Genomic DNA, 26116 nt, shown 5'->3' with positions numbered 1-26116 from the left:
CCGTCGGCTTGCCTCTTCAGGGTAGGGCTGGCCGTACCTCACCCCCGTACCCGCGACTCGCGATTGGTGGTATGGGTCCCATTTACGCAATAATCGTGAGCAGGAACGGCGACCAAGATCGCGATTTGTGCACGAGTTCACAAGCGCCTAGTCTGTGTTCCCGACGAATCCCGTTAACACAGCCGGTCTTCGCGCATTGGGTCGGGGCGGCATTGCCGCGGGCCCCGCTCGCGGGCAGCCGGACGATCGCAAAACGGAGTCGCATGAGCCAGCACCGCCCGACAGGCCCCAACGGACGGCCCGGCGGCGTACCCGCCCTCCCGGACCTGCCCGAGGCGACGGTGGCCCGCCTGCCCGAATATCTTCGTGCGTTGCACCACATCGCCGAAACGGGCAACGACACCATTTCGAGCGAGGGGCTCGCCGCGGCGGCCGGGGTCAACTCGGCAAAGCTTCGAAAAGACCTTTCCCACCTCGGTTCGTACGGGACGCGTGGGGTTGGTTATGACGTGGCGCTGCTCATCGACCAGATCGAGTTCACCCTCGGGCTCGACCAGCGCCGCGCGGTCGCGCTCGTCGGCGTCGGTAATCTCGGTCACGCGCTGGCCGGCTACGCGGGCTTCGCGAGCCGCGGGTTCCGCATCGCCGCCCTCTTCGACGCCGACCAGGCGCGGGTGGGTGAGCCGATCAACGGCCTGGACGTGCGACACATCTCCGAGCTGGCCGAGGTGGCCGCCGCCGAGTCGATCGCGATCGGCGTCATCGCCACTCCCGCCGCCGCGGCCCAGGACGTCGCCGACGCTCTCGTCGCGGCCGGCGTCACCAGCATCCTCAACTTCGCGCCTTGCGTACTTTCGGTACCCGAAGGGGTGGACGTCCGCAAAGTCGACCTGGCGATCGAGTTGCAGATCCTGTCGTTCCACGAGCACCGTAAGTCGGCGTTGACCTCCCTACCGGGCGGTCTTGCAGAAGAGGCGGTGGGCACGTGAACCTGATCGTGGTGGGCGCTTCGTACAAGACGACGCCGGTCGCGATGCTGGAGACGCTGGCGGTCCCGGCGGCCGACCTCACCAACACGCTCGACCAGCTGGTCGCACAGCCCTACGTACGCGAGGCGGTCATCGTCTCGACCTGCAACCGCGTGGAGATCTACGCCGCGGTCAGCGGGTTCCACGGCGGCCTCACCGACATCTGCTCGGTGCTCGGCGAGCGCGCCGGTCGCGCCCCGGCCGAGCTGGCCAACCACCTCTACGTGCACCACGACGCCGCCGCGGTCGAGCACGCGTTCCGGGTCGCCACCGGGCTCGACTCGATGGTGATCGGCGAGGCGCAGATCCTCGGCCAGCTCCGCGACGCGTACCACGCCGCTACCGAGTCCGACACCGCCGGCCGCACCCTGCACGAGCTCATGCAGCAGGCGCTGCGGGTCGGCAAGCGGGCGCACGCCGAGACCGGCATCGACCGGGCCGGCCAGAGCGTGGTGACCGCGGCCCTCGACATCGCCGCCTCCCACTTCGCCGGTGGCCTCACCGACCGGCCGGCGCTGGTCGTCGGTGCCGGTGCGATGGGTGCCCTCTCCGTGGCCACGCTGTCCCGGCTCGGTGTCGGCCCCGTGTCGGTGACCAACCGGGGCGCCGACCGCGCGAACCGGCTCGCCGCCGCCTACGGCGCGACCGCGGCGCCGATCGCCGACCTGCCCCGGCTGCTGTCCGAGGCCGACCTGGTGATCGCCGCGACCGCGTCCACCGAGCCGGTGCTCACCCGCGCGACCGTCGAAGCCGCCCTGCCCGGTCGCAGCACGCCGCTCGTCCTGCTCGACCTGGCCGTGCCGCGCGACGTCGAGCCCGAGGTCGCGGGCCTGCCCGGCGTCGTCGTGGTCGACATCGACACCCTCGCCGCCGAGCTGCGCTCCGGCCAGCACGCCGCCGACGAGGCGGCCGTGCAGGACATCGTCGAGACCGAGGTCGAGGCGTTCGTCGGCTGGCTGCGCGGTGCCGACGTGGCACCGACCGTGGCTGCGCTGCGCACCCGGGCCGACGAGGTCGTCGCCGCCGAGCTGGGCCGCCTCCGGCAGCGCCGTCCGGAGCTGACCGAGGAGCAGCGGGCCGAGGTGGCACATGCCGTGCACCGGGTGGTCCGCCGCCTCCTGCACTCGCCGACCGTCCGGGTCCGGCAACTCGCCGCCGAGCCCGGTGGCGACCAGTACGCCGCGCTGATGCGTCAGCTCTTCGACCTCGAAGTGCCGCAGACCGCGCTGGCGGATGACGTCCCCCCGTTGGGAGAACCCAGATGACCTCCCTGCGCCTCGGCACCCGGGGCAGCAAGCTCGCGCTGGCCCAGTCCCGCCTCGTCGCCGAAGCGGTGACTGCGGCCACCGGCCGTCCGGTGGAGCTGGTGGAGATAAGCACCGCCGGCGACCGGTCGTCCGCTCCGGTCGCCCAGCTCGGCGTCGGTGTGTTCGTGTCGGCGCTGCGCGACGCGCTCACCGAGCGCCGGATCGACTTCGCGGTGCACTCCTACAAAGACCTGCCGTCGGCCCAGCCGGGCGCGCTGCACATCGCGGCCATCCCGCTGCGGGAGGACCCGCGCGACGCGCTCATCGCGCGTGACGGCCGGATGCTGACCGACCTGCCCGAGGGCGCGACGGTCGGCACCGGCGCGATGCGCCGGATCGCTCAGCTCAACGCGCTGCGGCTGCCGCTGCGGGTGACACCGATCCGGGGGAACGTCGACACCCGGATCAGGCGGGTCACCGGCCCGGAGGCCGACCTTGACGCCGTCGTCGTCGCCCGCGCCGGAGTGGTCCGGCTCGGGCGGGCAGACGAGATCACCGAAACGCTCGACCCCATGCTGATGCTGCCCGCACCGGCACAGGGTGCGCTTGCGGTGGAGTGCCGCCACGACGACCACGACCTGGTCGCGGAGCTCGGAGCGCTCGACGACGGACCGACCCGGGCCGCGGTCACCGCGGAACGGGCGTTGCTGGCCACACTGGAGGCCGGGTGCAGTGCCCCGGTCGCCGCCTACGCGGAGCTCGCGGAGGGTGAGGACGGCGATGAGATTTACCTGCGCGGTGCGGTGATCAGCGCGGATGGCGAACGCGCCATCCGGCTTTCGCGCACCGGAACGCCCAGCGCCGCCGCGGAGATCGGCAAGGCACTCGCCGCCGAGCTCCTCGACCGTGGCGCCGATACCTTGTTTGGGAGCACAGAATGACCCGCACCCGTAAGCCCGCAGGCCACATCTCGTTCGTCGGGGCGGGACCCGGCGACCCGGGCCTGCTGACCCGCCGGGCGCACGACGCGCTGGTCGAGGCCGACCAGGTGGTCTACGACCGCGGCGTGCCGGAGTCGCTGCTCGCGGCGATCCGCGCCGAGGCCAAGGACGACGCCCAGTTCACCCCCGCCGAGGGCACCACCGGCGACGTGGCCAAGGTGCTGATCTCGGCCGCGCGCTCCGGACTCTCCGCCGTGCACCTCGTGGCCGGCGACCCGTTCGGGCACGAGTCGGTGGTCAAGGAGGTGCAGGCCGTCGCCCGCACCGCCGTCCACTTCGAGGTCGTGCCGGGAGTCGGCCAGGCCGAGGGCGTGGCCACGTACGCGGGCGTTCCGCTCCCCGGGCTGCGCACCGCGGCCGACGTCGACGACGTCTCGTCGCTGGACTTCGAGGCGCTGGCCACCGCGGTCGCCCGCGACTCGCTGGCCCTCGCGGTCGACGCCGGTGACCTGGCCGCCCTCCGCGACGGTCTGCTCGCCGCCGGCCTCGACGGCACCACCCCGGTCGGGGTGACCGGCGACGGCACCGGCGAGACCCAGTTCACCACGACGTCGACCGTCGACAGCTTCGTCGCCGCCGCCCTCGGCTTCACCGGCCGCGTGGTGCTCACCCTGGGCGCGGGCGTCGCGCACCGCGACAAGCTGAGCTGGTGGGAGAACCGACCGCTGTACGGCTGGAAGGTGCTGGTCCCGCGGACGAAGGAGCAGGCCGGCGCGATGAGCGCCCGGCTGCGGGCCTACGGCGCGATCCCGTGCGAGGTGCCGACGATCGCGGTCGAGCCGCCCCGCACGCCGGCGCAGATGGAGCGCGCGGTCAAGGGCCTGGTCGACGGCCGCTACGCCTGGGTGCTGTTCACCTCGGTCAACGCGGTCCGCGCGGTCTGGGAGAAGTTCGGCGAGCACGGCCTCGACGCCCGCCACTTCGGCGGTGTGAAGATCGCCTGCATAGGAGAAGCGACGGCCGACGCGGTCCGTGCCTTCGGCATCCAGCCCGAGCTGGTCCCGGCCGGCGAGCAGTCGTCGGAGGGCCTCCTGGCCGAGTTCTCGCCGCACGACGAGGTGCTCGACCCGGTGGGTCGGGTGCTGCTCCCGCGCGCCGACATCGCGACGGAGACGCTCGCCGCAGGCCTCACCGAGCTGGGCTGGGAGGTCGACGACGTGACGGCGTACCGCACGGTCCGCGCGGCCCCGCCGCCGGCCGAGATCCGCGACGCGATCAAGTCGGGCGGCTTCGACGCGGTGCTCTTCACGAGCTCGTCCACGGTCCGCAACCTGGTCGGCATCGCCGGCAAGCCGCACACCCGCACGGTGGTCGCGGTCATCGGCCCGAAGACGGCGGAGACGGCGACGGAGTTCGGCCTGCGGGTCGACGTCCAGCCGGCCCACGCCTCGGTACCGGACCTGGTCGAAGCCCTGGCCTCGTACGCGGTGGAACTGCGCGAAAAACTGGCGGCGATGCCGGCGAAGCAGCGCCGCGGCTCGAAGGTGCAGGGTCCGACAGCACTGCGGTTCCGCTGATGGCTTTCCCCACGGACCGCCCGCGCCGCCTACGCGTCAACCAGGCGGTCCGCCGCCTGGTAGAAGAGACGAAACTGGCGCCGTCGGAGCTCGTACTCCCGATGTTCGTCAAAGAGGGCCTGACCGAACCACGCCCCCTGTCGGCGATGCCCGGCGTAGTGCAGCACTCGAGAGAGTCGCTACGCAAAGCCGCGGCGGAAGCGGTCCGAGCAGGCGTAGGCGGCATCATGCTCTTCGGCGTGCCGCTGGAGAAGGACCCAGAAGGCTCAGGCGGCCTGGACGAGAACGGCATCCTCAACGTAGCGATCAGAGACGTGATCTCAGAGGTAGGCGACGCCACAGTAGTCATGGGCGACCTCTGCCTGGACGAGTTCACCTCACACGGCCACTGCGGAGTCCTGGACGCCCAGGGCCGAGTAGACAACGACGCGACCCTGGAGTCCTACGCCACGATGGCGGTAGCCCAGGCAGACGCCGGCGTACACATGGTGGGCCCGTCCGGAATGATGGACGGCCAGGTAGGCGTAATCCGCCAGTCCCTGGACGCAGCGGGCTACCAGGACGTAGGAATCCTGGCGTACGCGGCAAAGTACGCATCGGCGTTCTACGGCCCGTTCCGCGAAGCGGTGGAGTCGTCCTTGGAAGGCGACCGCCGCACGTACCAACAGGACCCAGCCAACTTCCGAGACGCCCTACGCGAGGTAGCGCTGGACGTCGAAGAGGGCGCGGACATAGTGATGGTCAAACCAGCCCTAACAAACCTGGACGTAATAGCCGCAGTCCGAGCAGCGGTAACGATCCCGGTAGCCGCGTACCAAATCTCCGGCGAGTACGCGATGGTCGAAGCAGCAGCCGCGAACGGCTGGGTAGACCGCGAACGAGCCCTGCTGGAAACCCTGACCTCAATCCGCCGAGCCGGAGCCCAAATCATCCTGACGTACTGGGCCACAGAAGCAGCAGCCCTCCTCCGCTCGCGCTACTAAAGATCACCGGCCCCACCACCCCACCCCCTGTTTCACCGCATTTGCTCTGCACCCATATACGCACCACCCCGCGCAGGGCGCGCCGGCGTGCGCGCGGGGGGCCGGTGCGTATGTGGGTGCAGAGCAAAGTCGCTGGAGTTATCCACAGGTTCTGGGTTGGGGTGTTGGGGTGGGCTCCGGGCGAGCATGCTTTTCGTTATGGGTGGGCTGGCGCTTTCGGTTTCGGGGCTTTTGCGGGCTGCTCGTCGGCAGGCTGATCTCAGTCAGCGGCAGTTGGCGGCTAAGAGTGGGGCTAGTCACGGGACGATCAGCCGGATTGAGGCCGGTGGGTTGGCTCCTAGTTTGGCCATGATGGAGAAGCTGCTGGCCGCTTGTGGGTATCGGTTCTTGGTGGTCGATCAGGGGCGGCGGAGCTTGCGGCCTATGGCTGACAGTGACAACACGCTCGACGGCGCTCGGCGGCGGTTTCCGGCTCATCTTGACGTGATTCTTGATCCGTTGCCGGGGGAGTGGTGGGGCGACATCTACGGGCTCGCGCGGCCGCCTGAGACGTTTTATCGCGATCGGGGTAAGCGGGATCGGCAGCGGCGGCGCAGTCAGTGGGAGGTTCGGGTCAAGCAGCAGCGTTGGCTGCCGCCGCCTCCTACGCTTCTCGAGTACTACGGCGGGTGAGACGCGAAACGGCCCGGCCGTTGGGGCCGGGCCGCTTCTCGCGTTCCGCTGGTTAGTCGTCGTTGCGGATTGTGCCTACGCCGATCGGGTCTGTTAGGACCAGGCCGGGGATGCCGGCCACTATCAGCGTCAGGGTTTCGTTCGGTTCGCGTTGGCGGTCGCCCTTGACCGTTACGTCCACCGTTGTCGACGTGGCTCCTGCCGCTAGGGTGCGGCAGCCGATCACCGGGTCGTAGTCGCTTCCCGCTCTGGCTGTCAGGCCCAACGTGGTGCCGCACAGGAGGACCGGCTGGCTCAGCGGGCGGGAGACCGACACCGTGAACGTGAGCTTTGTCGTGCCTGTGTTGCCTTCGGTCACCGTGGCGTCCGAGACCTTCAGTTCTGCCCTCGAGTTGAAGCGGGCTACCTGTGGGTCGTGGTCGCTGGAGCCCCTCGAGCCGTCTCCCGCGTAGTTCGCCGCCCAGTCCGCGTTGATGTGCGCCGCGCGCATCTCAACCAGGTCCGCGTGCAGCGGGTTGTTGACGAACAGGTGGTCCAGCGTTTGGGCCTGTCCTTCGAAGCTGTACGAGTACGCGCTCGCCGGGACGTCGTGGACCAGGTCCTCCCACAGGTTGTGCAGGCCCGCGTCGTACAGCGGGGCCAGCTGGTCGCCCGGGTTGTTCTGTACCGGGTCGTCCGGGCGTGGGAAGACGTTGAGGTCACCGCCGTAGACGACCCGCGCGTTCGGGTCCGACTGCTCGATCGCCGTGACGATGGCGGCGCCGTAGCGGGCCTGTTCGCGGCGTTGGCCCACGCGGCCGTCGGGGGTCGACGAGTAGTGGTTGCTCACCGCCCACAGGACCGACTTCTCGTTGCCGCCCGGAGTTGCGGCTACCAGGAACTTCGCTACCTGGGGCGCGCGGGTGAAGACGTCCGAGCCATCCACGCCCGTCGACGTGTCGACGTCGCTGGGCAGGTCGGCGTTGAGCGACTTCGGGTTCTGGACGTCCGTGTTGTACGGCAGGCCCGGCGCCCGGTACGAGACCGTGGGGGTCGCGCCCAGCACCGTGTCCGCCGCGTCGACGGGGGCCAGGGTGACCCGGTCCGCGCGGTAGAGGAACGCCGCGGTGATGCCTCGGTCGTCGGCGCCGTCACGGTCATAGGCTGCCGCGTACGCCGGACCGCCCTTGGCTTTGATGGTCAGCGCCAGTTCCTGGATGGTGTCGGGCGCGCCGTCGGCGTTGTCGGTGGTGCCGCAGGACAGGGCGTTGCCCGCGACGGTGCAGATGTCCTGGTCCTCGGCTTCCTGCACGAGGATCACGTCGGGGCTGTGCAGGTCGTTGGTGACCTGGTCGGCCAGCGCGGCCAGTTGGTTGTCGTAGTCGGCCTGGTCCACCGGCACGTAGTCGAACGGCGGGCTGACACCCGGGCAACCCGTGTTGCCGAGGAAGTCGCAGCCGTCGAACGGGTCGTCGCGGAAGTCATAGAGATTCTCGACGTTGTACGTGGCGACCGCGTACTCCGTGTTGCGGTTGGCGGCCTTCGGGGGGTTGTTCTTCGACGGGTCGGCGCCGCCCGCGAAGGTGACCTGGCCCGCCTGGATGCCGTACTTGTCGAACGAGAAGTACAGACCACCGGTGGCGTCGCTGGTCAGGGTGTCGAAGGTGTGGGCCGGCGGGAGCAGCGTGAAGCTGTCGCCCGAGCTGTCCTTGACGCCCATCGAGCCGAACATGATCCGGTTGCCGTTCTCGTCGTCGAACCGGGCCGGGTCGTTGTCGAGCGGGTGCGAGTCGCGGAAGACCCGCCGGGCGTACGGGTCGGCCCGGTCGAGCAGCGGGTCGTCCTTGTCGACCACCCACACCTCGGAGTCCGCGGTGCTGGCGAACACGTCGCGCCCGCTGACGGCCTGGGCGCCGGCCCGCACGCGCATCTGCATGCCCTCGTGCCGCTCCCAGAACCGGTCGGCGCTGGCCAGGTCGACCGGCGGGACCGCGTCGGTGGCCGGGACCTGCACGCCGCTGGCCAGCTTGGACACGAGCGAGACGCTGGCGAGCTGGCTCAGGTTGAAGAACTCGGTGACCCGGGCGCGGACGACGATCTCGTCGCCGACCACCGGCAGGTAGCCGCCGATCAGCGTCTGGAACGTGCTGGTGTAGACGAAGATGCCGTCGGAGGTCAGCGGGTCGCCGTCCTCGGTGCCGGGGCGGCTCTGCAGGAAGAACCCGTACTGCAGCGCGCCGGCCGAGGTGCGGGACAGGGTCCGCTGGGTGACCACGCCGCGCACGTCGTAGAGCGCTTGGCTGTTGCCGCTGGCCGGCGCCAGGGGCGAGCGGTCGAGCTTGCCCTGCTCGGCGTCGGTGGTCTGGCCCTGCACCGCACCGACGGAGAGCACGCCGTTGACCTGGACGGCCAGCGTGCACGTCGCGGTGGTGCCCGTGTCGTCGGTCGACGTGATCCCGACCGTGTAGCTGCCGGCCGGCACCTCGGCGCTGACGGTGACCGTCGCCGTGGCCGTCGCGCCCGGGCCCGTGGCCGCGGTGAACGCCGTGCGGCTGATGGTGCCCGAGGCCGGTGCCGGTGTGACGCTGGTGACCGCGAGGTCGGTGATCGTGTCGTCCGCGTCGACCGCGGTGACGTCACGGCTCGCCGCGGTGCCTTCGGCGGTGGTCAGCGCGCTGCCGCAGGTGAGCACCGCGGGTGCGTCGACGGGGCCGCCGCCGGTGGAGTGGCTGCCGAGCCCGTCGAAGGTGTCGATGGCGAAGCCGTCCCACTGCGCGGCCGGGTCGAAGGCGTCGTTCGGATCGGTGTCGCCCGCCTCGACCGTCGACTTGCGACGCAGCGTGTTGTCGGCCGTGCTGGTCAGCCCCGAGCCCCACTCGGTGCCCGGGTCGACTCCGACCTGGCCGATCGAGTCGACGACCGCGGCGCCCTTGCGGAGGACGATCGCGTCGTCGCCGTTCCACAGCCCGGAGCCGCTGGTGAGGTCGGCCTGGGCCAGGATGGCCGGGACGGAGGCCGAGTGCGCGAACACGAAGACGTCGCCGGCGGCGACCGTGCCCGTCAGCGACTGGTTGAACGTGGCGGTGGTGGAGCCGTTGAAGTAGACCGACAGTTGGTAAGCGGTCAGGTCGACCGGGGCGCCGGTGCCGTTGTAGAGCTCGACCGCCTTGTTGTTGGACGAGCCTTCGACGTACTCGGAAATGATCAGATCGGTTGGTGCCGCGTAGGCCCCAGTGGACACGCCGAACAATGTGGCGGTCGTCGTGAGGGTCGCGGCAGCCAGCAACGCGGGCGCGCGCAACGAGCGCAAGGAAGCCTCCAGGGGTGGTGGGGGCGTAACGAGGGGTTGAGCAGTCAGGGGCTGTGTAACAGCCCCGTAAGGCGATCCAGTGTCGGCTAGCTAAACGCCGTGCTCAAGGTGTCGGAGGACGTCGGCGACATCAGCGCCGTATTCGTACCATTCGCGGTCAGCCTGGAAGCCGAGCTCGGCGTTGACCTTGAGCATCGACTCGTTGGCCTGTGCGTTCCAGGTCTGCACCTCGGCCAGTTTGGGCTCGGCCGAACGCAACTCGAAGAGCATCCGGGCCTTGATGGCGCGGTCGATGCCGTAGCCCCGGTGGTCCTGGGCGACGATCGTGTCGTACTGGTCGGCGCGGGTGGGGTGTTGGGCCGGGACGACGACCTCGGTGAGGCCTGCCACGTCGCCGGTCTTGTCGTGGATCGCGAGCACGATGTACGGCTGCATGCCCCGCCGGTGCAGGCAGTCGAGGCTCGCCCGTAGTCGCTGGGGGTCGTAGGAGCTGGGCCGCAGGTCAAGGTCGCCGTCGTCGATCTCGCGGAGCTCCGCCTTGGCCTTCGCGTAGGCCTCGAGCAGCTCGTCGGGCGGGCCGCCCGGGCAGAACTCGATGCGGTAGCCGGCCCCGATGCCGCGGGCCATCTCGCCCAGCGCCAGCCAGTCGACCGAGTTGAGCCGGAGCACGCTGCGGGTCTCGGTGTATTCGCGGACGAATCCCACCGACTCGAAGAAAGTGACAGCGGGGGTGCCGCCGACGACCTCGGCACCGATAACGGAGAAGCCTTCGTGATACGTCTTGCGGGCGGCCTGGGCGAGCATTTCCCGGGCGAGGCCGGCGCGCCGCGCCTTGGGGTGGATCAGCAGCTCGACCACGCCGATATCGCCGAGGAGCAGCACGTTGGCGTGCCCGACGACCCGGCCGGCGGGCTCTTCGGCGAGCCAGGAAATGCGTCGCTCACCGGGCATCGTCTCCGCAAGGTATTCACGGAGATAACTCTCTTGCCACAGTGGGTCATCCGGGAGGTCCGCCATGAGCACCGCATTGAGGCTGTCCAGCATCGAACGGAGTTCATCGGCGGAGGCGGTTTTCGGATCCCACTCGCGCACCATCACCTGTCTAGCTTGCCGCTAACGGGTCCGACGCGAAAGGCCTTAGTTCTCCAAAGTGCCGATGCGGCTACGCTACGTGCGGCTCTTGGTGCCGTACTCGTTGGCCGCCGCGAACACGTCCTCGGCGTATCGCCGCACGTCGTTGTAGCTGAGGATGGCTCCCCACCAGTGCTGCGGGTTCTGCAGGTCCCGGCCGTTACGGCACAGATAGTTAGCCGCTGCGAGGGCTGCGTCGTCGATGTCGTGCGGGTCCTTGATGCCGTCGTTGTCCGCATCCTCGCCGGCGTTCGCCCAGGTGGACGGGATGAACTGCATCGGACCGACCGCGCGGTCGTACGTCGGATCGCCGTCCATCGCGCCGTTGTCGGTGTCGGTGATCCGCTGGCGGCCGCCCTGGCCGTCGAGCGGCAGCCCGATGATGTGCGGCAGCGACTGCCCGCTCGCCGTGAGCGTGGCGCCGTTGGCGGTGCCGTGCGCCGACTCGACCTTGCCGATCGCGGCGAGCGTGGTCCAGGTGAGGTGGCAGGACGGCGTCTTCTGGCCGACGACGAGCTCGGCGTAGCCGTACGCCCGCACCGCGGTCGCGCTGATGCCCGTCTTCGTGGAGACCTGCTGCGCCCAGGAGTTGATGACGTCGGCCGGCTGCCCGTACCCGCCACCCGCGACCGGCGGCAGGCCCACGCCGGTGGACGGGCTGTTGGTCGGGAACGCGGTCGGGAAGCCCGGGTCGCCCGTCGGCAGCCCCGTCGGGAAGCCGCTGTCGGGCTGGACGCCGGCGGACGGGTCGACCGATGGGTTGGTCGCCGGACTCGGATGCGCGGCGGGCGGCGCGTTGGCCGGCAGCACGACGGCTCCCGCTACGGCGGTCAGGGTGACCAGCGCGAACAGCAGCACACCCGGCAGGACCAGGCGGCCGCTCGGACGGCGGGCCCAGGCGCCGACGGCCGTGGCACCCGACCGGACCGCCGCGACACCCGGGACACCGCGGGCGGCCGGACGCTCGATGCCGGGCGGCGGACGCTTCGCCGGGTCCCACTCCTTGTCGAGGTCGATGTCGACTTTGGTGGGTGGGCTCGCGGGCGATGGCGGCGATGGCGGCTCCGGACCGGCCGGCGTATCGCCCGGCGGTCGCTGGTCAGGCACGGAAGCGCGCAGCTTCCCCGCAGCCGTCGGTGACTCCTCCCCGGCACCCACGACAGCGAGCCTACCGATCCGGGTGAGGGTTTCCGCAACGCGGAGGCCGTACCCTGTCTGGCATGCCCCGGTATGAGTTCCGCTGCCGCGCTTGCGGGAGCACCTTCGAGGTCAACCGTCCGATGGCCGAAGCGTCCGCTCCGGCGCAGTGCCCGGACGGCCACGGCGACACCGTCAAGCTCCTCTCCGCCGTCTCGGTCGGCGGTCGCGGTGGTGCGGCCTCCGCGCCGGCCGCGGGTGGCGGCGGTGGTTGCTGCGGCGGCGCTTGCGGCTGTTGACCTCCGCTCGCCGACCCGCCTGTCGATCATCCTTTGGGCCGGGAAGCTTGGCCGAGGGTGCCGCATCCACCCTCGGAACACCTCGTTACTCAGCCGTGTAACCACGGGCCGGACACCCGCGGTTAACCCCGGCGTGGCACGTTGCTCCAGGTAGGAGCGGGTTTTCGACCTTGAGCCCGGCCGGGCCAGCCGAACCTACGATGCGCCGGCAGTCCGGAGTGCGGCAGCATGGACCCGACTTCCAGGGGGGCGGAGGTTTCAGGCGTGCCGGGACGAGTTCACCTTCCCAGTGGGCTGGTGACTTTCTTGTTCACCGACATCGAGGGCTCGACACGACTTGCCCAGATGCTCGGTGCGGGTTACCGGCCGGTGCTCACCGAGCATCGGCGACTGTTGCGCGCCACCCTCGCGGCCAGCCACGGCGTCGAGCTGTTCACCGAGGGCGACTCGTTCTTCATCGCGTTCGACGACGCCGCCGCGGCCCTCGACGCCTGTGTCACCGCGCAGCGGGCACTGGCCGACCACGAGTGGCCAACCCCCGAGGCCATGCCCCGGGTCCGGATGGGCCTGCACACCGGACACGCGGTCCCGCTCGCCGGTGAGTACGCGAGTCCCGAGGTGCACCGGGCGGCCCGGATCGCGGCCGCGGCGCACGGCGGCCAGGTGCTGCTCTCCGCGTCGACCGCACACCACGCGGCACCGCTGCCGGCCGACGCCTCGCTGATCGACCTGGGGCTGCACCGCCTGCGCGGCTTCGACGACCGCGAACGCCTCTTCCAACTCGTCGCACCGGGCCTGGCGCGGGAGTTCCCGCGCCCGCGCACCGTCGACGAGGCCGCGCACAACCTGCCGACCCAGGTGACGTCGTTCGTCGGCCGGCAGACGGAGCGCGCCGAGCTGTCGGCCCTGTTGCGCGACAACCGGCTCGTGACGGTCGTCGGCGCCGGCGGTGCCGGCAAGACCCGGGTCGCCGTCGAGGTGGCCGGCACGCTCGTCGACTCCTATCCGGACGGTGTGTGGTTCGTCGACATCGCCACCGTCACCGACCCGGGCCTGGTCGCCTTCGCGGTCGCCGCGGTCTTCGGCCTGCGCCCCGAGCCCGGCCGCCCGATGATCGACACCCTGGTCGACTACGCCGCCGGCCGGCGCATGCTGCTCATGCTCGACACCTGTGACGCTCAGCCGGGTGCGTCCGCCGAGGCCATCTCCCGGCTGCTCACCGGTGGCAACGCACTGCGGGTGCTGGCCACCAGCCGGGAGCCGTTCGGGCTGCCCGGTGAGGTCGTGTGGCGAATCCCTCCGCTGTCGACGGAGCCGGGCCCCAACGGCGGGCCGAGCGACGCGATGGCGCTGCTGCTCGACCGCACCGCGGCAGCCCGTGGCGGGCGGCGTGGTGGTCTGACCGAGTCCAGCGAGCTCCACCGCGTGGTGGCCCGCCTCGACGGCCTGCCGCTGGCCATCGAGCTCGCCGCGGCCCGGCTCCGGGTGCTCTCCGCGAGCCAGCTCGCCGAGCGCCTGGACGACGTGCTGGGCACGCTCGACGCCGGCCGGGAGGACTCCGCCGAGAGCGGCCCCGGCTACCCGTCGACGGAGTACGCGGGCGGCCAACAGGAAGACACGGTCGACCTCAACGCGGCGGCACTGGGTGGGGCGCGCAGCGCGCAGACCCGGGCCGCGTTGCGCTCGGCGACCCAACGCCACGCCACCATGCAGGCGACCGTCACGTGGTCGTACCGCACGCTCGGCCCCCGCGCCGCCCGCCTGTTGCGCTGGCTGGCCGTCTTCGCGGGCCCGGTCGATCTGGCCACTGTGGAGTGGTTGCTCGACGACGACCCGCTCGACCCGCTCGCCGTGCTGGTCGACAAGTCGATGATCCAGGTCGAGCCGCACGGAGCGGCGAGCACCTACCGGATCCTCGACCCGATCCGGGCGTACGCGGCCCGCCGCCTGGTCGACGCCGGTGAGGAGCAGGGCGCCCGCGACCGGCACGTCGCGTGGTGCGCGCACGCGCTGGCGCGGGTGTTCCACGACGCCGAGGGCCGACCGGTGACGCTCTCGTTGGCCACGCTCGACCCGCTGGCCGACGAGCTGCGCGCCGCACTGCGCTGGACGGCCACCGGCGGCAGCGCGCGGATGGGTCTGCGCCTGGCCGGCGGACTCGACCAGTGGTGGCGCGAGCGCGGGTTGGCCCGCGAGGGCCGGCTCTGGCTGTTCCGCCTGTACGGCCGCATCGCCGAGACCGGTGAGCCGATCCCGGACGCCGAGCTCGCGGCGGCGTACCACATGCACTCGCAGCACGCGGCCGCCGACGGCGAGTTCGCCGAGGAGCTGCGGTTCGCCCAGCGCGCCGAGGCCGCCGCCCAGCAGGCGGGCGACGCCGGTCTGCTGGCCCGGGTGATCGCCGGCCGCGCCGGCCCGCTGATCGACATGGGCCGGCTGACCGAGGCCGAGCGGGCCAGCCGCGACGTGATGGAGTGGGCCACGGACAACGGCGTCGCGAGCGAGGCGCTGGTCGCGGTGTTGAGCCTGGCCGAGCTGCTGTGGCAACGGGGTGCCCTCGACGAGGCCGCCGAACTGCTCGGCGCCGCCCGCCCGCTGGAGGCCGCCCGGCCGGCCGAGCGCGGCCGGCGCACCGTCGACATGCTGCTCGGCATGGTCGCGCTCGCCCGCGGCGACCTGGTGGCGGCGCACGACCACCTGGTCGTCGCGCTGCGCTCGCGGATGGCGTACGGGTTCCGCAGCAGGGCCTGCGACAGCCTCAACGCGGTGGCCGTCCGGTGCGCGCAGGGCGGTGACCCGAAGACCGCCGCCCGGCTGTTCGGCGCGGCGCAGGCGACCCGCACGACGCAGCGCGGCGGGGGCAGCCTGTTCGCGGCCTACTGGTCGCAGGAGCAGGCGGCCATCCGGTCGGTGCTCGGCGACGCGGCGTTCGACGCGGCCTACGCGGGTGGCGCGGAACTCACGCTCGAGCAGGCGGCCGGGATGGCGCTCGCGGTCGAGCACCCGGACCTGGCCGCCGGCTCCAGCCGGTTCGCCGCGGAGCCGGTGACCGCCGCCCGGCACCGGGCCGACCGCGACGGCGACGACAACACCACGGTCGTCATCCACGAGCCGCGCCCCAACCGTGGCGGCGTCGAGCCGCAGCCACCGCATCCCCGGCGCTCCCGCACCTATCGAGGTGCGCTGATCGGAGACGCCGAGTCGGACAAGGCCTGATTCCCGGGCGTCGGGTCTCGCGCGCCTCGTTTAAGGTGTGGGCGTGCGGGAGACGGCGTGATCCATTTTCCCCGGGTACGCCAGAGTCCTCTGCGCGCGCTCGGCGTGCGGCTGTTGGCTGCCGTCGCGCTGGTCCTGGTGGTCGTGCTGATCGTCTACGTCGACCGCGACGGCTACCGCGACATCACCGAGACCCCGCTGACGCTGCTGGACAGCGCGTACTACGCGGTGGTGACGCTCTCGACGACCGGCTACGGCGACATCACGCCGATCAGTGAGTCGGCCCGCCTGGTCAACGTCTTCGTGATCACGCCGGCCCGCGTGCTCTTCCTGATCATCCTGGTCGGCACCACCCTCGAGGTGCTGACCGAGCAGTACCGCACCAACCTGCGGCTGACGCGGTGGAGGAAGAAAGTGAAAGACCACGTGATCATCTGCGGGTACGGGACGAAGGGCCGCAGCGCCGTCAACGTGCTGCTGGAAGACGGCCTGGACAAGCGCAAGATCGTGGTGGTCGAGAAGGATCCCACCGCCCTGCGGTCGGCGATCGCCAACGGGCTGGTCGGCATCGAAGGCTCCGCGACCCGGTCGGCGACGCTGCTGGAGGCGCACGTCAAAGACGCCAAGTCAGTGATCATCGCCACCCACAGCGACGACGCGGCGGTGCTGGTGACGCTGACGGTGCGCCAGCTCACCGCCGGCAAGGTGCGGATCATCGCGGCGGCCCGCGAGGCCGAGAACGCGCCCCTGCTGCGGCAGAGCGGCGCGCACCACGTGATCGTCTCGGCGTCCACCGCCGGCCGGCTGCTCGGACTGTCGACCTCGGCGCCGCCGCTGATCGAGGTGGTCGAGGACCTGCTGACCCCGGGCCAGGGCATGGCGCTGGCGATCCGCTCCGCCGAACGCCGCGAGGTCGGCTCGGCGCCGCGCGACCTGGAACCGCTGGTCATCGCCCTGGTGCGGCGGGGCAAGGTCGTCTCGCTGGCCGAGCCGGCCGGCCTCACGATCGAGACCGGCGACATGCTGGTCTACGTCCGCGACGACCGACCCTCGGCGCTGGCCGAGGGCCGGTAGGAGCAGTTACAGAATCGTCCAGGTGTCGCCGGCGGTGAGCAGCCCGGCGAGCTGGTCCTCGGGCGTGCCGGTCGCCTTCGCCTTCGCGGTCTCGACCTGCGACACCACCAGCTCGTCGTAGGACGGCCGGTCCACCTTGCGGAACACCCCGATCGGCGTGTTGCGCAGGTCGAGCCCGGGCAGGCGGGACAGCGCGAACGCGTACGCCGGCTCGGAAACCGTGGCGTCGTGCACGACGATGTCGGCCGGGTCCACCGACGCCGTGTCGCGCACCTCGAGGCCGAAGCCGCCCGGCGGGTGCACCACGCAGCGCTGGCCGTCGGCGCCGAAGGTGATCGGCTGGCCGTGCTCGAGCCGGATCAGGTATTCGTCGCGGGTGGCCGGGTCCTTGAGGGTCTCGAACGCGCCGTCGTTGAAGATGTTGCAGTTCTGGTAGATCTCGACGAACGCGGAACCGTTGTGCTCGGCCGCGGCGCGCAGCACCGACTGGAGGTGCTTGCGGTCGGAGTCGAGGGTCCGTGCGACGAAGGTGGCCTCGGCGCCCAACGCCAGCGAGAGCGGGTTGAACGGCGAGTCCGCCGAGCCGACCGGCGTCGACTTGGTGATCTTGCCGATCTCGGACGTCGGCGAGTACTGCCCCTTGGTCAGCCCGTAGATCCGGTTGTTGAACAGCAGGATCTTCAGGTTGACGTTGCGGCGCAGCGCGTGGATCAGGTGGTTGCCGCCGATCGAGAGCGCGTCGCCGTCGCCGGTGACCACCCAGACCGACAGGTCGGGGCGGCTGACCGACAGGCCGGTCGCGATCGCCGGCGCGCGGCCGTGGATCGAGTGCATGCCGTACGTGTTCATGTAGTACGGGAAGCGCGACGAGCAGCCGATGCCGGACACGAACACGGTGCGCTCGCGCGGGATCTGCAGCTCGGGCATGAACGACTGGACGGCGGCGAGGATCGCGTAGTCACCGCACCCGGGACACCAGCGAACCTCCTGGTCGGACTTGAAGTCCTTCTGGGTCAGCTTCACTGCGACGGGATTAGCCATTCTTCACGACTTCCTCGAGCATCGACTCAAGCTTCGCGGCCGTGAACGGCAGGCCGCTGACCTGGTTGTAAGGGATGGCGTCGACCAGGTAACGGCCCCGGATGACGTGGGCGAGCTGGCCCAGGTTCATCTCGGGGACGACCACCCGGTCGTACGCGCGCAGCACCTCGCCGAGGTTGGCCGGCAGCGGCGAGAGGTGCCGCAGGTGGGCCTGCGCGATCGGCAGGCCGCGGTGGCGCAGCGCCCGGCAGGCGGCGCCGATCGGGCCGTAGGTCGAGCCCCAGCCCAGCACCAGCGTCCGTGCGTCGCCGTCGGGGTCTTCCACCTCGACGTCAGGCACCGGAATGCCCTCGATCCGGGCGGCCCGGGTGCGCACCATGAAGTCGTGGTTGGCCGGGTCGTACGAGATGTCGCCCGTCTTGTCGGCCTTCTCCAGACCGCCGATCCGGTGCTCCAACCCCGGCGTGCCGGGGATCGCCCACGGCCGGGCCATCGTGACCGGGTCGCGCAGGTAGGGAAGGAACGTCTTGCCGTCTTCGCCGTTGGGCTCGGTCGCGAAGTCGACCCGCAGGTCGGGCAGCGAGTCGACCTCGGGCAGCAGCCAGGGCTCCGAGCCGTTGGCGACGTAGTTGTCGGACAGCAGGATCACCGGCGTGCGGTAGGTCAGGGCGATCCGAGCGGCCTCGAGCGCGGCGAAGAAGCAGTCGGACGGCGACCGCGGCGCGACGACGGCGACCGGCGCCTCGCCGTGCCGGCCGAACAGCGCCATGTTGAGGTCGGCCTGCTCGGTCTTGGTCGGCATACCGGTCGACGGGCCGGCCCGCTGCACGTCGATGATCACCAGCGGCAGCTCCAGCGCGACCGCCAGCGAGATGGTCTCGCCCTTGAGCGCGACGCCCGGGCCGGAGGTGGTGGTGATGCCCAGGCTGCCGCCGTACGAGGCGCCGAGCGCGGCACCGATCGCGGCGATCTCGTCCTCGGCCTGCATGGTGGTGACGCCGAACCGCTTGTGCTTGCTCAGCTCGTGCAGGATGTCGGACGCCGGGGTGATCGGGTAGGCACCCAGGAACACCGGCAGGCCCGAGCGCACGCCGGCGGCCACGAGGCCCAGCGACAGCGCCTGGTTGCCGGTGATGTTGCGGTAGGTCCCGGGGCTCATCTTGGCCGGCTTGACCTCGTAGCGGACGCCGAAGTCCTCGGTCGTCTCGCCGAAGTTCCAGCCGGCCTTGAACGCCGCGATGTTGGCCGCGACGAGTTCCGGGCGGGCGGCGAACTTGCGCTCCAGGAAGCGGATCGTCGAGTCGTACGGCCGCGAGTACATCCACGAGAGCAGGCCGAGGGCGAACATGTTCTTCGCGCGCTCGGCGTCTTTCTTCGACACGTCGTGGTCGGCGAGGGCGCCGATCGTCATCGCGGTCAGCGCGACCGGATGCAGCGAGTAGCCGTCGAGCGAGCCGTCTTCGAGCGGGTTCGCCGTGTAACCCACCTTGGTGAGGTTGCGCTTCGTGAACTCGTCGGTGTTGACGATGATGTCGGCCCCGCGCGGCAGGTCACCCAGGTTGGCCTTGAGCGCCGCCGGGTTCATCGCGACCAGCACGTTGGGCGCGTCGCCCGGCGTGAGGATGTCGTAGTCGGCGAAGTGCACCTGGAAGCTTGAGACCCCGGGCAGGGTGCCGGCGGGCGCCCGGATCTCCGCGGGGAAGTTGGGAAGCGTCGAGATGTCGTTGCCGAGCTGGGCGGTCTCCGACGTGAACCGATCGCCGGTGAGCTGCATGCCGTCGCCGGAGTCGCCAGCGAAGCGGATGACCACGCGATCCAGTTGACGGACCTGTTTGGCCACGAGAAGCTGACCTCCTTGCCGGACGGCGGCGGCGGGGTCGCGCGTCGTTGGGCCGTCCCGCTCCATGTTGTGTCTTGGAAAAGCGTACGTCCCGGGAACAGCCTTTCCACGTACCGGGTCCCGCCCGGTGAGACGACCTTCTCATGGCGGGGTCAGGGTTGCCTTACTTGTGAGCGAAAGCACTGCTCGCGGGCCTAGTCTCGGCTCCCCATATCGAGGGCCGCGGTGGTGTCGTCTTCTATACGGCGCCGTAGCGACGACGTGGCGAGAGCGACCGCCAAGACCACGAGGAGTACCGAGACGATCACCAGGGCGAGCGCGGTCTTCTGCACGGTGGTCAGCCCGCCGCTGCTGTCGGCGACCGGCACGAGGCCACCGATCACGCCCTGGGAGGCCGTCGGGCCGACGACGGCGACCGGGCTGGCCGCCGGCGTGGCGGTGGCCGCGGCGGCGGTGATCCGGAAGCTCATCTGCACCTGCTTGGTGCGGCCGCCCGAGGTCAGCATGCCGAACGCCGCACCGGACAGCGGTGCCAGCCGTTGTGCCTCGGCCGTCGCGAGCAGCGCTAGCGTGGTCGTGACCGTCTGGCCCACGGCCAGCTGACCCAGCTCGCACCGGTAGCGCTCGCCGTTGGGCGCGCAGCCGTCGGGCTGGCCGTCGACCGTCACGCCGTCGGGCAGCAGCACCTCGATGGCACCCGTCGAGGTGTCGTCGCCGGTGTTGGTCAGCTCGACCCGCAGGTTGGCGGGGCCGTCGACCGCGGCGAAGTTGACCTCGGCGGCCGTGAGCCCGATCCCGGCGACCGGCGGCCCGGGCGGGAAGAGCACCGCGAAGCCCTGGTTGTCGACGACCGTGCCGAGGTCGGGCCGGGCGACCGCGGCCGCGGTGATGTCGACCGAGCCACCCAGCGGCATCCGCAGCCAGGCGTCGCCGGCCACCTGGACGCGGACCGCGGTCTCGAAGCGCTGGCCCGGCCCGACGACCCAGGAGCCGCACACGTACGAGCGCCCGCCGGCGAGCGTGCAGCCCGGCGTGCCGGCGTCGGTCACCCCGGCCGGCAGCGTGTATCGCAGGGTCATCCGCTCGACGATCGAGCCCGTGTTGCGGATCACCACCCGGAGGGTGGCCGGGCTGCTGGACCGGGACCAGTAGGACCAGCCCAGCCCGATGTCGCCGGTCGAGATCGTGGCGCCGAGCCGCGGCTCACCGGGGAGCACCGGGCCGGGCGGTTCGGGCGGCTGCGCCGTCGGACGGTCCACTTTGACCGACGGCTGCAGGACCGGCGGCCGGCTCGGCGGGTCGGCGGTCGGCTGTGGGTCGGTGGTCGGCTGCGGGTCGGTGGTCGGCGAAGCGGTCGGATCCGGCGTCGTCGGGTCGCTGCTCGACATCGGGTTGGTCGGCGGCGGGTCCGGCTCGGTCGCGCCGGTCGCGCCGGTGTCGGGGTCGCCCGGGTTGGTGGCCGTGTCGCCAACGGGGTCGAGGACCCTTGTGCCGCCGACCGGGCCGGCCGCGCCGGCTCCCATCGACGGGACGGTAACGATGAGGGCCGTGAGGCCGGCCGCGATCAGGCCGGCGACGGCCGCGCGCCGCATCGCGTGCGCGCGCCGGCTGTTCGCCATGGCTCCTCCGACCGTCGTTGGGTGCCTCATTATTCGGCGTTACTTGCCGCTGGACACCCGTTCGGTCGGAAACAGAACCGTAACTCCTGCCCTTCGCCGGACGACCCGAGATCATCGGCCGACTCGAATCGCCCGAACGGCGGTAGAGTCCCGGCCATGACGGGTTACCTCGGGTCGTACGCGACGCTGGGGCTCCTCCTGTTGGCGAGCGTGCTGATCTTTGTCGGGGCGTTCACCGCCAACCGGCTGCTCAGCCCGGCCAACCCGGCCGAGCCCGCGGGCAAGCGCGCGACCTACGAGAGCGGCGTCGACCCGGTCGGTGGCGACTGGGCACAAATGCAGATCCGCTATTACGTGTACGCGTACCTTTACGTGCTTTTCGCGGTCGAAGCCGTTTTTCTCTTTCCGTGGGCGGTGGTCTTCGACCGTCCCGGCTTCGGCGCGACGACAGTGGTGGAAATGGCCATCTTCGTGGCCGTTCTCGCGCTGGGCATCCTCTACGCCTGGCGCAAGAAGATCCTCAACTGGACCTGACGCTCAGGCGAGGCCGCGGCGGGAGACGGCCGGCGGGCGGTCGCCGCGGATCGACGCCACCGTGTCGAGCACCCGGCGGGTCTCGCGCACCTGGTGGGCCCGGAACAGCCGGGCGCCCAGCCAGGCCGAGACGGCGGTCGCCGCGAGGGTGCCCTCCAGCCGCTCCGCCACCGGCAGGTCGAGCGTCTCGCCGATGAAGTCCTTGTTGGACAGCGCGACCAGCACCGGCCAGCCGGTGGCCACCAGGTCGCCCAGCCGCCGGGTGAGCTCCAGCGAGTGCCGGGTGTTCTTGCCGAAGTCGTGCGCGGGGTCGACGACGATGCCGTCCTTGCGCACGCCCAGCGCCTCCGCCCGTCGGGCCAGCGCGGTGACCGTGTCGACGGCGTCGGTGACCACGTCGGTGAACGCGGCCCGGTGCGGGCGGGTGCGCGGCCGCAGGCCGCCCGCGTGGGTGCAGACCAGTCCCGCACCCGTCGCGGCGGCGACCTCGGCCAGGTGCGGGTCGGCGCCGGCCCAGGTGTCGTTGATCAGGTCCGCGCCGGCCGCGACCGCCTCGGTGGCGACCTCGGCCCGCCAGGTGTCGATCGAGATGACCGTGTCCGGGAAGGCCGCGCGCACCGTGGCCACGGTGGCGACCGTGCGGGCGATCTCCTCGGCGGGGTCGACGTGGTCGCCCGGGCCAGCCTTCACACCGCCGATGTCGATGACGTCGGCGCCGTCCCGGACCGCTGCCTCGACCGCGCGCAGGGCGGCGTCGGCGGCATATGTCGCGCCCCGGTCGAAGAACGAGTCGGGTGTCCGGTTCACGATCGCCATGACCACGAGGTCGGTCGGGCCGAACGTACGCGGACCCAGCCGCAACTCGCCCGACATATCGATTCCTCCTGCCGCCGTCGTACCACTGGCTTGATCCTTGCCCGCGAAGGTGGACGACGGGGTGGCGGGGTCGACCCTCTCGGCGCGACATGCCACGATCGGGCGTATGGGTCAGCTACTCCTTATTGTGGTCGTCGCGGTCACGGTCGCGGCGGTCGTGTTCGGCGTGACCGTGCTGGTCAGCGGACGCGACCCGGGCCTGTCGCCCGCCGAGCCCGACGGGCGGGCGTTGCCGCTGCCCACCACCCGGCCACTGCTGGAGTCCGACCTCGGCGACGTGCGCTTCGACCTGGCCACCCGGGGCTACCGGATGTCCCAGGTCGACCAGGCGCTGCGGCGCGCGGCCTACGACATCGGCTACAAGGACGAGCTGATCGGGGTCCTGGAGGCCGAGGTCAACGCGCTTCGCGAGGGCCGGACCCTGGACGCCGACGCGCTGCGCCGGGCCCGCGAGGCCGCCCAGGCCCCGCCGCCGCCCGCGCCCGCGGCGACCGAACCGGGCAAGCCGGGGTGGACCGAGTTCACCCGCCCGGCTGACTCTGCCGAAATCGCCGACGCGGCCACGGAGGCTGCCGCAGCCGAGGAGCCGGCCCTGGAGGCCTCGTCCGGGTCGGTCTCCGAAGCCGCCGAGGTGTCGCCTGACCAGGCCGAACCGGCGGTCGACGGGCAGGACTCGACCGCGGTCGCCGCGGTCGCGGAGCCCGAGCCGGAGCCGGCCCCCAAGGTCGAGTCGGCCGGTGCGACGGCGGCGACCGAGCAGCCCGCAGCCGGGCCGCCCGCAGCCGAGCCGGCCGCGACCGAGCCGCCCGCAGCTGAGTCGTCCGCAGCTGAGTCGTCCGCAGCTGAGTCGTCCGCAGCTGAGCCGGCTGCGGCGTCCGAGCAGCTCAGCGTCACCGAGCCGGCCGCGGCGACCAAGCCGCGCACCAGGCGGACCGCCACGACCCGCACCTCGCGCCCGAGCAAGCGGGCCGCGGCCGCCGTGGCGGAGCCGACCGAGGCCGCGGAGCCGACCGACACCGAAGGCCCGGGCGTTTCGCCGGAAGGCGCGCCAATCAGGAAATCGGCCATCGCGTCGGAAACCTCAGAAGTCCCGACTCCGGCGGAAGACGCCGAATCGGCGCGCCGATGAGGGAGGAGGACCTGCGGGAGGCCGCCCAGCCCGGTGCCGGCGAGGTCACCGCGACGGTCATCGTCCGCGCGCCCGCGAAGCAGGTGTACGAGGCGTTCACTGCCTGGCGCCGGCAGGGCGAGTGGATCCCGTTCACCACCGTTCGGGTGATCTCCGGCGACGGCGGTGAGGGCTCGGTGATCGAGGCGGTCACCGCGCTGGGTCCCGCCGTCCTCCGGGACGAGTTCCGGGTGGCGCGGCTGGACCCGCCGTACGAGGTGCGGGTCATCCACCAGGGCCGGCTGCTGCGCGGCCCGGGCGTGCTGCGCTGCACCCCGATGGGCCAGGATCGCACCCAGGTCGTCTGGCACGAGTGGTTCCACCTGCCCGGCGGCGCCGCGGGCCGGGTCGCCTGGCCGGTGCTGTGGCCGGGTTCGAAGCTCAGCCTGACCCAGGCCCTCAAGCGCTTCGCGCGCCTGGTCGAGGCCGGTCGGCTGCCGTAAATACTGTCGTACCCGGCTCATAGGCTCGGGCTCGTGACAGACCTCGTGATCGGCGCCGACGGCAAGGCGCGCTGCCCGTGGGGCAGCAGCACCGACTACCTCGCCTACCACGACACCGAGTGGGGGCAGCCGCTGCGCGGTGACGACCATCTCTACGAGCGGATGACGCTGGAGGCGTTCCAGTCGGGCCTGTCCTGGCTGACCATCCTGCGCAAGAGGGAAAACTTCCGGGCTGCCTTCGACCACTTCAAGATCAAAAAGGTGGCCGCGTACGACGCCGGTGACGTCGCCCGCCTGATGGCCGACGTGGGGATCGTGCGCAACCGGCAGAAGGTCGACGCCGCGATCGCCAACGCCCGCGCCGCGCTCGAGCTGCCCGGTGGCCTGAGCAAGCTGCTGTGGTCCTACGCGCCGCCGCCCCGGCCCCACCGCCCGCGCGGTGGCGCCGAGGTCCCGGCCACCACGCCCGAGTCGACCGCGATGGCCAAAGACCTCAAGAAGCGCGGGTTCCGGTTCGTCGGCCCGACCACGGCCTACGCGCTGATGCAGGCGACCGGCATGGTCGACGACCATCTGGAGGGCTGCCACGTGCCGCCGCACTGACCTGGCGAGGCCCTGTGGTGGGATGGTCGGCATGGCACAGTGGGCGGTCGTCATCCCCGAGGCGAGGTTGGCAAGCGAGCGGCTCTTCCACCACGAGACGCTCGAGCTGTCCGACGGAGGTGACGTCCCCGGCCCGGTCGAGGGCGACCAGGTGCTGGTCGTCGCCGAGGAGCCGGCGCCGCGGGTGGTGGCGCTCGGCCGCATCACGGCGGGTGCCGGCCGCGCCGACGACGACCCGGACAACGCCGACGTCGCACCCGGCGGCCCGGTGGTGGTCACCTACACGCGCCGCTTCTTCGACGAGCCGGCCGACGCCGCTGAGCTGACCCTGGCCGGCCCGCTGACGCCGGTCGACGCACCGACCTTCGCGGCCCTCTCGGCCCGGGTCACGCCCGCCGTCGACAACCGCACCTGGCTGGTGAGCCTCGACCTGCCGATCGAAGCACCCACCCCGGCCGAGGCGGTCCGCCTCTTCTGGTCCTACGTGATGGAGCTCGGCCCCCGCGAGCTACCCACCTACGTGGCCCCATCCGACGACGAGCTGGCCATGCAGGCCTTCGTCCTGGGCGAGGAAGCCAACCAGGACCCGGAGGAAGAGGACTAGCTAGCGCCCTTCGAAGGTGGGCTTCCGCTTTTCGACAAAGGCGGTCGTGGCGTTGCGGTGGTCGGCGGTGGCGCCGCTGATCGACTGGGCCTGTGCCTCCGCGGACAGCGCGTCCTGCAGTGTGCCGGCGTCGCCGACGGAGAGCTCGCGCTTGATCGCCGCGTAGGCCACCGTCGGGCCGGCGGCGAGCCGGGCGGCCAGCTCCTGCGCCGTCGACAGGACGTCGGCGTCGTTGTCGGTCACCCGGGTCAGCAGGCCGAGCCGGTGCGCCTCGTCGGCCTTGACCTGCTCGGCCAGCATCAGCAGCTCGATCGCCTTCGCGTGGCCGACGAGCCGGGGCAGCGACCAGGACAATCCGGTGTCGGCGGCCAGGCCGACGTTGGCGAACGCCATCAGGAACGACGTGCTCGGGCCGCCGATGCGGAAGTCGGCCAGCAGCGCGAGGCCGGCACCGGCCCCGGCGGCCATGCCACCGACCGCGGCGATCACCGGCTTGGGCATGCTGCCGAGCTTGGACGCGATCGGGTTGTAGTGGCGGCGGACCGTGTCGAGCGAGTCCGCGGCCCCGGACTCCAACACGCCGACGTGCTCGCGGAGATCCTGGCCGGCGCAGAACGCCCGGCCCGCACCGGCCAGCACCACGGCGCGGCAGGAGCGGTCGGTCTCCAGCGCCGCGAGGGCGTCCCGGAGCGCTTCCTTGAGCGGCACGTCGAGCGCGTTCATCGCCTCGGGCCGGTTGAGGGTCAGCGTCACCACGGCGTCGGTGCGGTCGACGAGCAGCACGTCACTCACGT

21 protein-coding genes and 1 pseudogene are annotated in these 26116 nt (G+C 71.5%); 14 read left to right on the top strand and 8 right to left on the bottom strand.

Going from position 1 to position 26116, the window contains the following annotated elements:
- Positions 1-263 precede the first annotated feature (263 nt).
- The 6 genes from CHC05_RS27825 (at position 264) to CHC05_RS27800 (ending at position 6448) form a co-directional block, all read left to right on the top strand.
- Positions 264-989 carry a redox-sensing transcriptional repressor Rex gene (locus tag CHC05_RS27825; protein ID WP_089253543.1) on the top strand — a complete coding sequence of 242 codons (726 nt, stop codon included), beginning with the start codon at positions 264-266 and terminating at the stop codon, positions 987-989.
- Positions 986-2293 (top strand): glutamyl-tRNA reductase, encoded by a 1308-nt coding sequence (locus CHC05_RS27820; protein WP_089253542.1) that lies wholly within the window; start codon positions 986-988, stop codon positions 2291-2293. Before CHC05_RS27825 ends, CHC05_RS27820 begins: the two co-directional genes overlap by 4 nt.
- A complete protein-coding gene (gene hemC / locus CHC05_RS27815; RefSeq protein WP_089253541.1) occupies positions 2290-3216 on the top strand; it encodes a hydroxymethylbilane synthase in 927 nt (308 codons plus the stop codon). The genes CHC05_RS27820 and hemC overlap by 4 nt, the downstream gene beginning before the upstream one ends.
- Positions 3213-4793, top strand: a complete 1581-nt coding sequence (locus CHC05_RS27810) for a bifunctional uroporphyrinogen-III C-methyltransferase/uroporphyrinogen-III synthase (protein ID WP_089253540.1) — start codon at positions 3213-3215, stop codon at positions 4791-4793. Before hemC ends, CHC05_RS27810 begins: the two co-directional genes overlap by 4 nt.
- Entirely contained in the window at positions 4793-5776 is a 984-nt protein-coding gene (gene hemB / locus CHC05_RS27805; RefSeq protein ID WP_089253539.1) for a porphobilinogen synthase, read from the top strand. The genes CHC05_RS27810 and hemB overlap by 1 nt, the downstream gene beginning before the upstream one ends.
- Before the next feature lie 186 nt (positions 5777-5962).
- Positions 5963-6448: a helix-turn-helix domain-containing protein gene (locus CHC05_RS27800; protein ID WP_089253538.1), complete on the top strand. Its 486-nt coding sequence runs from the start codon at positions 5963-5965 to the stop codon at positions 6446-6448.
- A 52-nt stretch (positions 6449-6500) separates the two neighbouring features.
- Here the strand turns inward: CHC05_RS27800 and CHC05_RS27795 are convergent, their stop codons facing one another.
- From CHC05_RS27795 to CHC05_RS27785, 3 genes are all read right to left on the bottom strand, one after another.
- Positions 6501-9737, bottom strand: a complete 3237-nt coding sequence (locus CHC05_RS27795; RefSeq protein WP_089253537.1) for a lamin tail domain-containing protein — start codon at positions 9735-9737, stop codon at positions 6501-6503.
- Positions 9738-9827: 90 nt separating this feature from the next.
- A complete protein-coding gene (locus CHC05_RS27790) occupies positions 9828-10832 on the bottom strand; it encodes a GNAT family N-acetyltransferase (RefSeq protein WP_089253536.1) in 1005 nt (334 codons plus the stop codon).
- A gap of 72 nt (positions 10833-10904) precedes the next feature.
- Positions 10905-11975 (bottom strand): lytic murein transglycosylase, encoded by a 1071-nt coding sequence (locus CHC05_RS27785; protein WP_245871253.1) that lies wholly within the window; start codon positions 11973-11975, stop codon positions 10905-10907.
- 113 nt (positions 11976-12088) lie between these two features.
- On the opposite strand from CHC05_RS27785, the gene CHC05_RS27780 reads away from it, so the two are divergent.
- From CHC05_RS27780 to CHC05_RS27770, 3 genes are all read left to right on the top strand, one after another.
- Entirely contained in the window at positions 12089-12304 is a 216-nt protein-coding gene (locus tag CHC05_RS27780) for an FmdB family zinc ribbon protein (protein ID WP_089253534.1), read from the top strand.
- 264 nt (positions 12305-12568) lie between these two features.
- A complete protein-coding gene (locus tag CHC05_RS27775) occupies positions 12569-15520 on the top strand; it encodes an ATP-binding protein (protein ID WP_245871252.1) in 2952 nt (983 codons plus the stop codon).
- 57 nt (positions 15521-15577) lie between these two features.
- Complete coding sequence (locus CHC05_RS27770) at positions 15578-16594, top strand: potassium channel family protein (RefSeq protein ID WP_089253532.1); 1017 nt, start codon at positions 15578-15580, stop codon at positions 16592-16594.
- A gap of 6 nt (positions 16595-16600) precedes the next feature.
- Here the strand turns inward: CHC05_RS27770 and CHC05_RS27765 are convergent, their stop codons facing one another.
- The 3 genes from CHC05_RS27765 to CHC05_RS27755 all read right to left on the bottom strand — a co-directional run bounded on the left by CHC05_RS27765 (position 16601) and on the right by CHC05_RS27755 (position 21094).
- Positions 16601-17635: a 2-oxoacid:ferredoxin oxidoreductase subunit beta gene (locus CHC05_RS27765; RefSeq protein ID WP_089253531.1), complete on the bottom strand. Its 1035-nt coding sequence runs from the start codon at positions 17633-17635 to the stop codon at positions 16601-16603.
- Positions 17628-19475: a 2-oxoacid:acceptor oxidoreductase subunit alpha gene (locus tag CHC05_RS27760; protein WP_089253530.1), complete on the bottom strand. Its 1848-nt coding sequence runs from the start codon at positions 19473-19475 to the stop codon at positions 17628-17630. Before CHC05_RS27760 ends, CHC05_RS27765 begins: the two co-directional genes overlap by 8 nt.
- A 194-nt stretch (positions 19476-19669) precedes the next feature.
- On the bottom strand, positions 19670-21094 hold the full coding sequence (locus CHC05_RS27755) for a hypothetical protein (RefSeq protein ID WP_089253529.1): 1425 nt from the start codon (positions 21092-21094) through the stop codon (positions 19670-19672).
- Positions 21095-21250: 156 nt separating this feature from the next.
- On the opposite strand from CHC05_RS27755, the gene ndhC reads away from it, so the two are divergent.
- Positions 21251-21628 carry an NADH-quinone oxidoreductase subunit A gene (gene ndhC / locus CHC05_RS27750; RefSeq protein WP_089253528.1) on the top strand — a complete coding sequence of 126 codons (378 nt, stop codon included), beginning with the start codon at positions 21251-21253 and terminating at the stop codon, positions 21626-21628.
- Positions 21629-21631: 3 nt separating this feature from the next.
- Here ndhC and folP read toward each other — a convergent pair whose 3' ends face one another.
- Positions 21632-22501, bottom strand: coding sequence for a dihydropteroate synthase (gene folP, locus CHC05_RS27745; RefSeq protein WP_089253527.1), 870 nt, complete (start codon positions 22499-22501; stop codon positions 21632-21634).
- A 109-nt stretch (positions 22502-22610) separates the two neighbouring features.
- On the opposite strand from folP, the pseudogene CHC05_RS27740 reads away from it, so the two are divergent.
- The 4 genes and pseudogenes from CHC05_RS27740 to CHC05_RS27725 all read left to right on the top strand — a co-directional run.
- Positions 22611-22971 (top strand): annotated as a pseudogene (locus tag CHC05_RS27740) (DivIVA domain-containing protein); the annotation flags it as partial.
- 658 nt (positions 22972-23629) lie between these two features.
- On the top strand, positions 23630-24115 hold the full coding sequence (locus CHC05_RS27735) for an SRPBCC family protein (protein WP_089253526.1): 486 nt from the start codon (positions 23630-23632) through the stop codon (positions 24113-24115).
- Positions 24116-24148: 33 nt separating this feature from the next.
- Entirely contained in the window at positions 24149-24718 is a 570-nt protein-coding gene (locus tag CHC05_RS27730) for a DNA-3-methyladenine glycosylase I (protein WP_089253525.1), read from the top strand.
- Between the two features lie 31 nt (positions 24719-24749).
- Positions 24750-25322: a hypothetical protein gene (locus CHC05_RS27725; RefSeq protein WP_089253696.1), complete on the top strand. Its 573-nt coding sequence runs from the start codon at positions 24750-24752 to the stop codon at positions 25320-25322.
- Here CHC05_RS27725 and CHC05_RS27720 read toward each other — a convergent pair whose 3' ends face one another.
- Positions 25323-26114 (bottom strand): enoyl-CoA hydratase-related protein, encoded by a 792-nt coding sequence (locus CHC05_RS27720; RefSeq protein ID WP_089253524.1) that lies wholly within the window; start codon positions 26112-26114, stop codon positions 25323-25325. It abuts the gene before it with no gap.
- Positions 26115-26116: the final 2 nt, after the last annotated feature.

The sequence above is a fragment of the Asanoa hainanensis genome (genome assembly GCF_900188485.1).
GTDB classification, from domain to species: Bacteria; Actinomycetota; Actinomycetes; order Mycobacteriales; family Micromonosporaceae; genus Asanoa; species Asanoa hainanensis.
The sequence above is the reverse complement of the archived record's forward strand: the minus strand, read 5'-3'. Positions and strand labels throughout refer to the sequence as shown.

What these genes read in the sequence shown, in the direction of transcription:
- CHC05_RS27825 (WP_089253543.1), top strand. Translation starts at nt 264, where the DNA reads ATGAGCCAGCACCGCCCGACAGGCCCCAACGGACGGCCCGGCGGCGTA.
- hemC (WP_089253541.1), top strand. Translation starts at nt 2,290, where the DNA reads ATGACCTCCCTGCGCCTCGGCACCCGGGGCAGCAAGCTCGCGCTGGCC.
- CHC05_RS27810 (WP_089253540.1), top strand. Translation starts at nt 3,213, where the DNA reads ATGACCCGCACCCGTAAGCCCGCAGGCCACATCTCGTTCGTCGGGGCG.
- hemB (WP_089253539.1), top strand. Translation starts at nt 4,793, where the DNA reads ATGGCTTTCCCCACGGACCGCCCGCGCCGCCTACGCGTCAACCAGGCG.
- CHC05_RS27800 (WP_089253538.1), top strand. Translation starts at nt 5,963, where the DNA reads ATGCTTTTCGTTATGGGTGGGCTGGCGCTTTCGGTTTCGGGGCTTTTG.
- CHC05_RS27790 (WP_089253536.1), bottom strand. Translation starts at nt 10,832, where the DNA reads ATGGTGCGCGAGTGGGATCCGAAAACCGCCTCCGCCGATGAACTCCGT.
- CHC05_RS27780 (WP_089253534.1), top strand. Translation starts at nt 12,089, where the DNA reads ATGCCCCGGTATGAGTTCCGCTGCCGCGCTTGCGGGAGCACCTTCGAG.
- CHC05_RS27765 (WP_089253531.1), bottom strand. Translation starts at nt 17,635, where the DNA reads ATGGCTAATCCCGTCGCAGTGAAGCTGACCCAGAAGGACTTCAAGTCC.
- CHC05_RS27755 (WP_089253529.1), bottom strand. Translation starts at nt 21,094, where the DNA reads ATGGCGAACAGCCGGCGCGCGCACGCGATGCGGCGCGCGGCCGTCGCC.
- ndhC (WP_089253528.1), top strand. Translation starts at nt 21,251, where the DNA reads ATGACGGGTTACCTCGGGTCGTACGCGACGCTGGGGCTCCTCCTGTTG.
- folP (WP_089253527.1), bottom strand. Translation starts at nt 22,501, where the DNA reads ATGTCGGGCGAGTTGCGGCTGGGTCCGCGTACGTTCGGCCCGACCGAC.
- CHC05_RS27735 (WP_089253526.1), top strand. Translation starts at nt 23,630, where the DNA reads ATGAGGGAGGAGGACCTGCGGGAGGCCGCCCAGCCCGGTGCCGGCGAG.
- CHC05_RS27725 (WP_089253696.1), top strand. Translation starts at nt 24,750, where the DNA reads ATGGCACAGTGGGCGGTCGTCATCCCCGAGGCGAGGTTGGCAAGCGAG.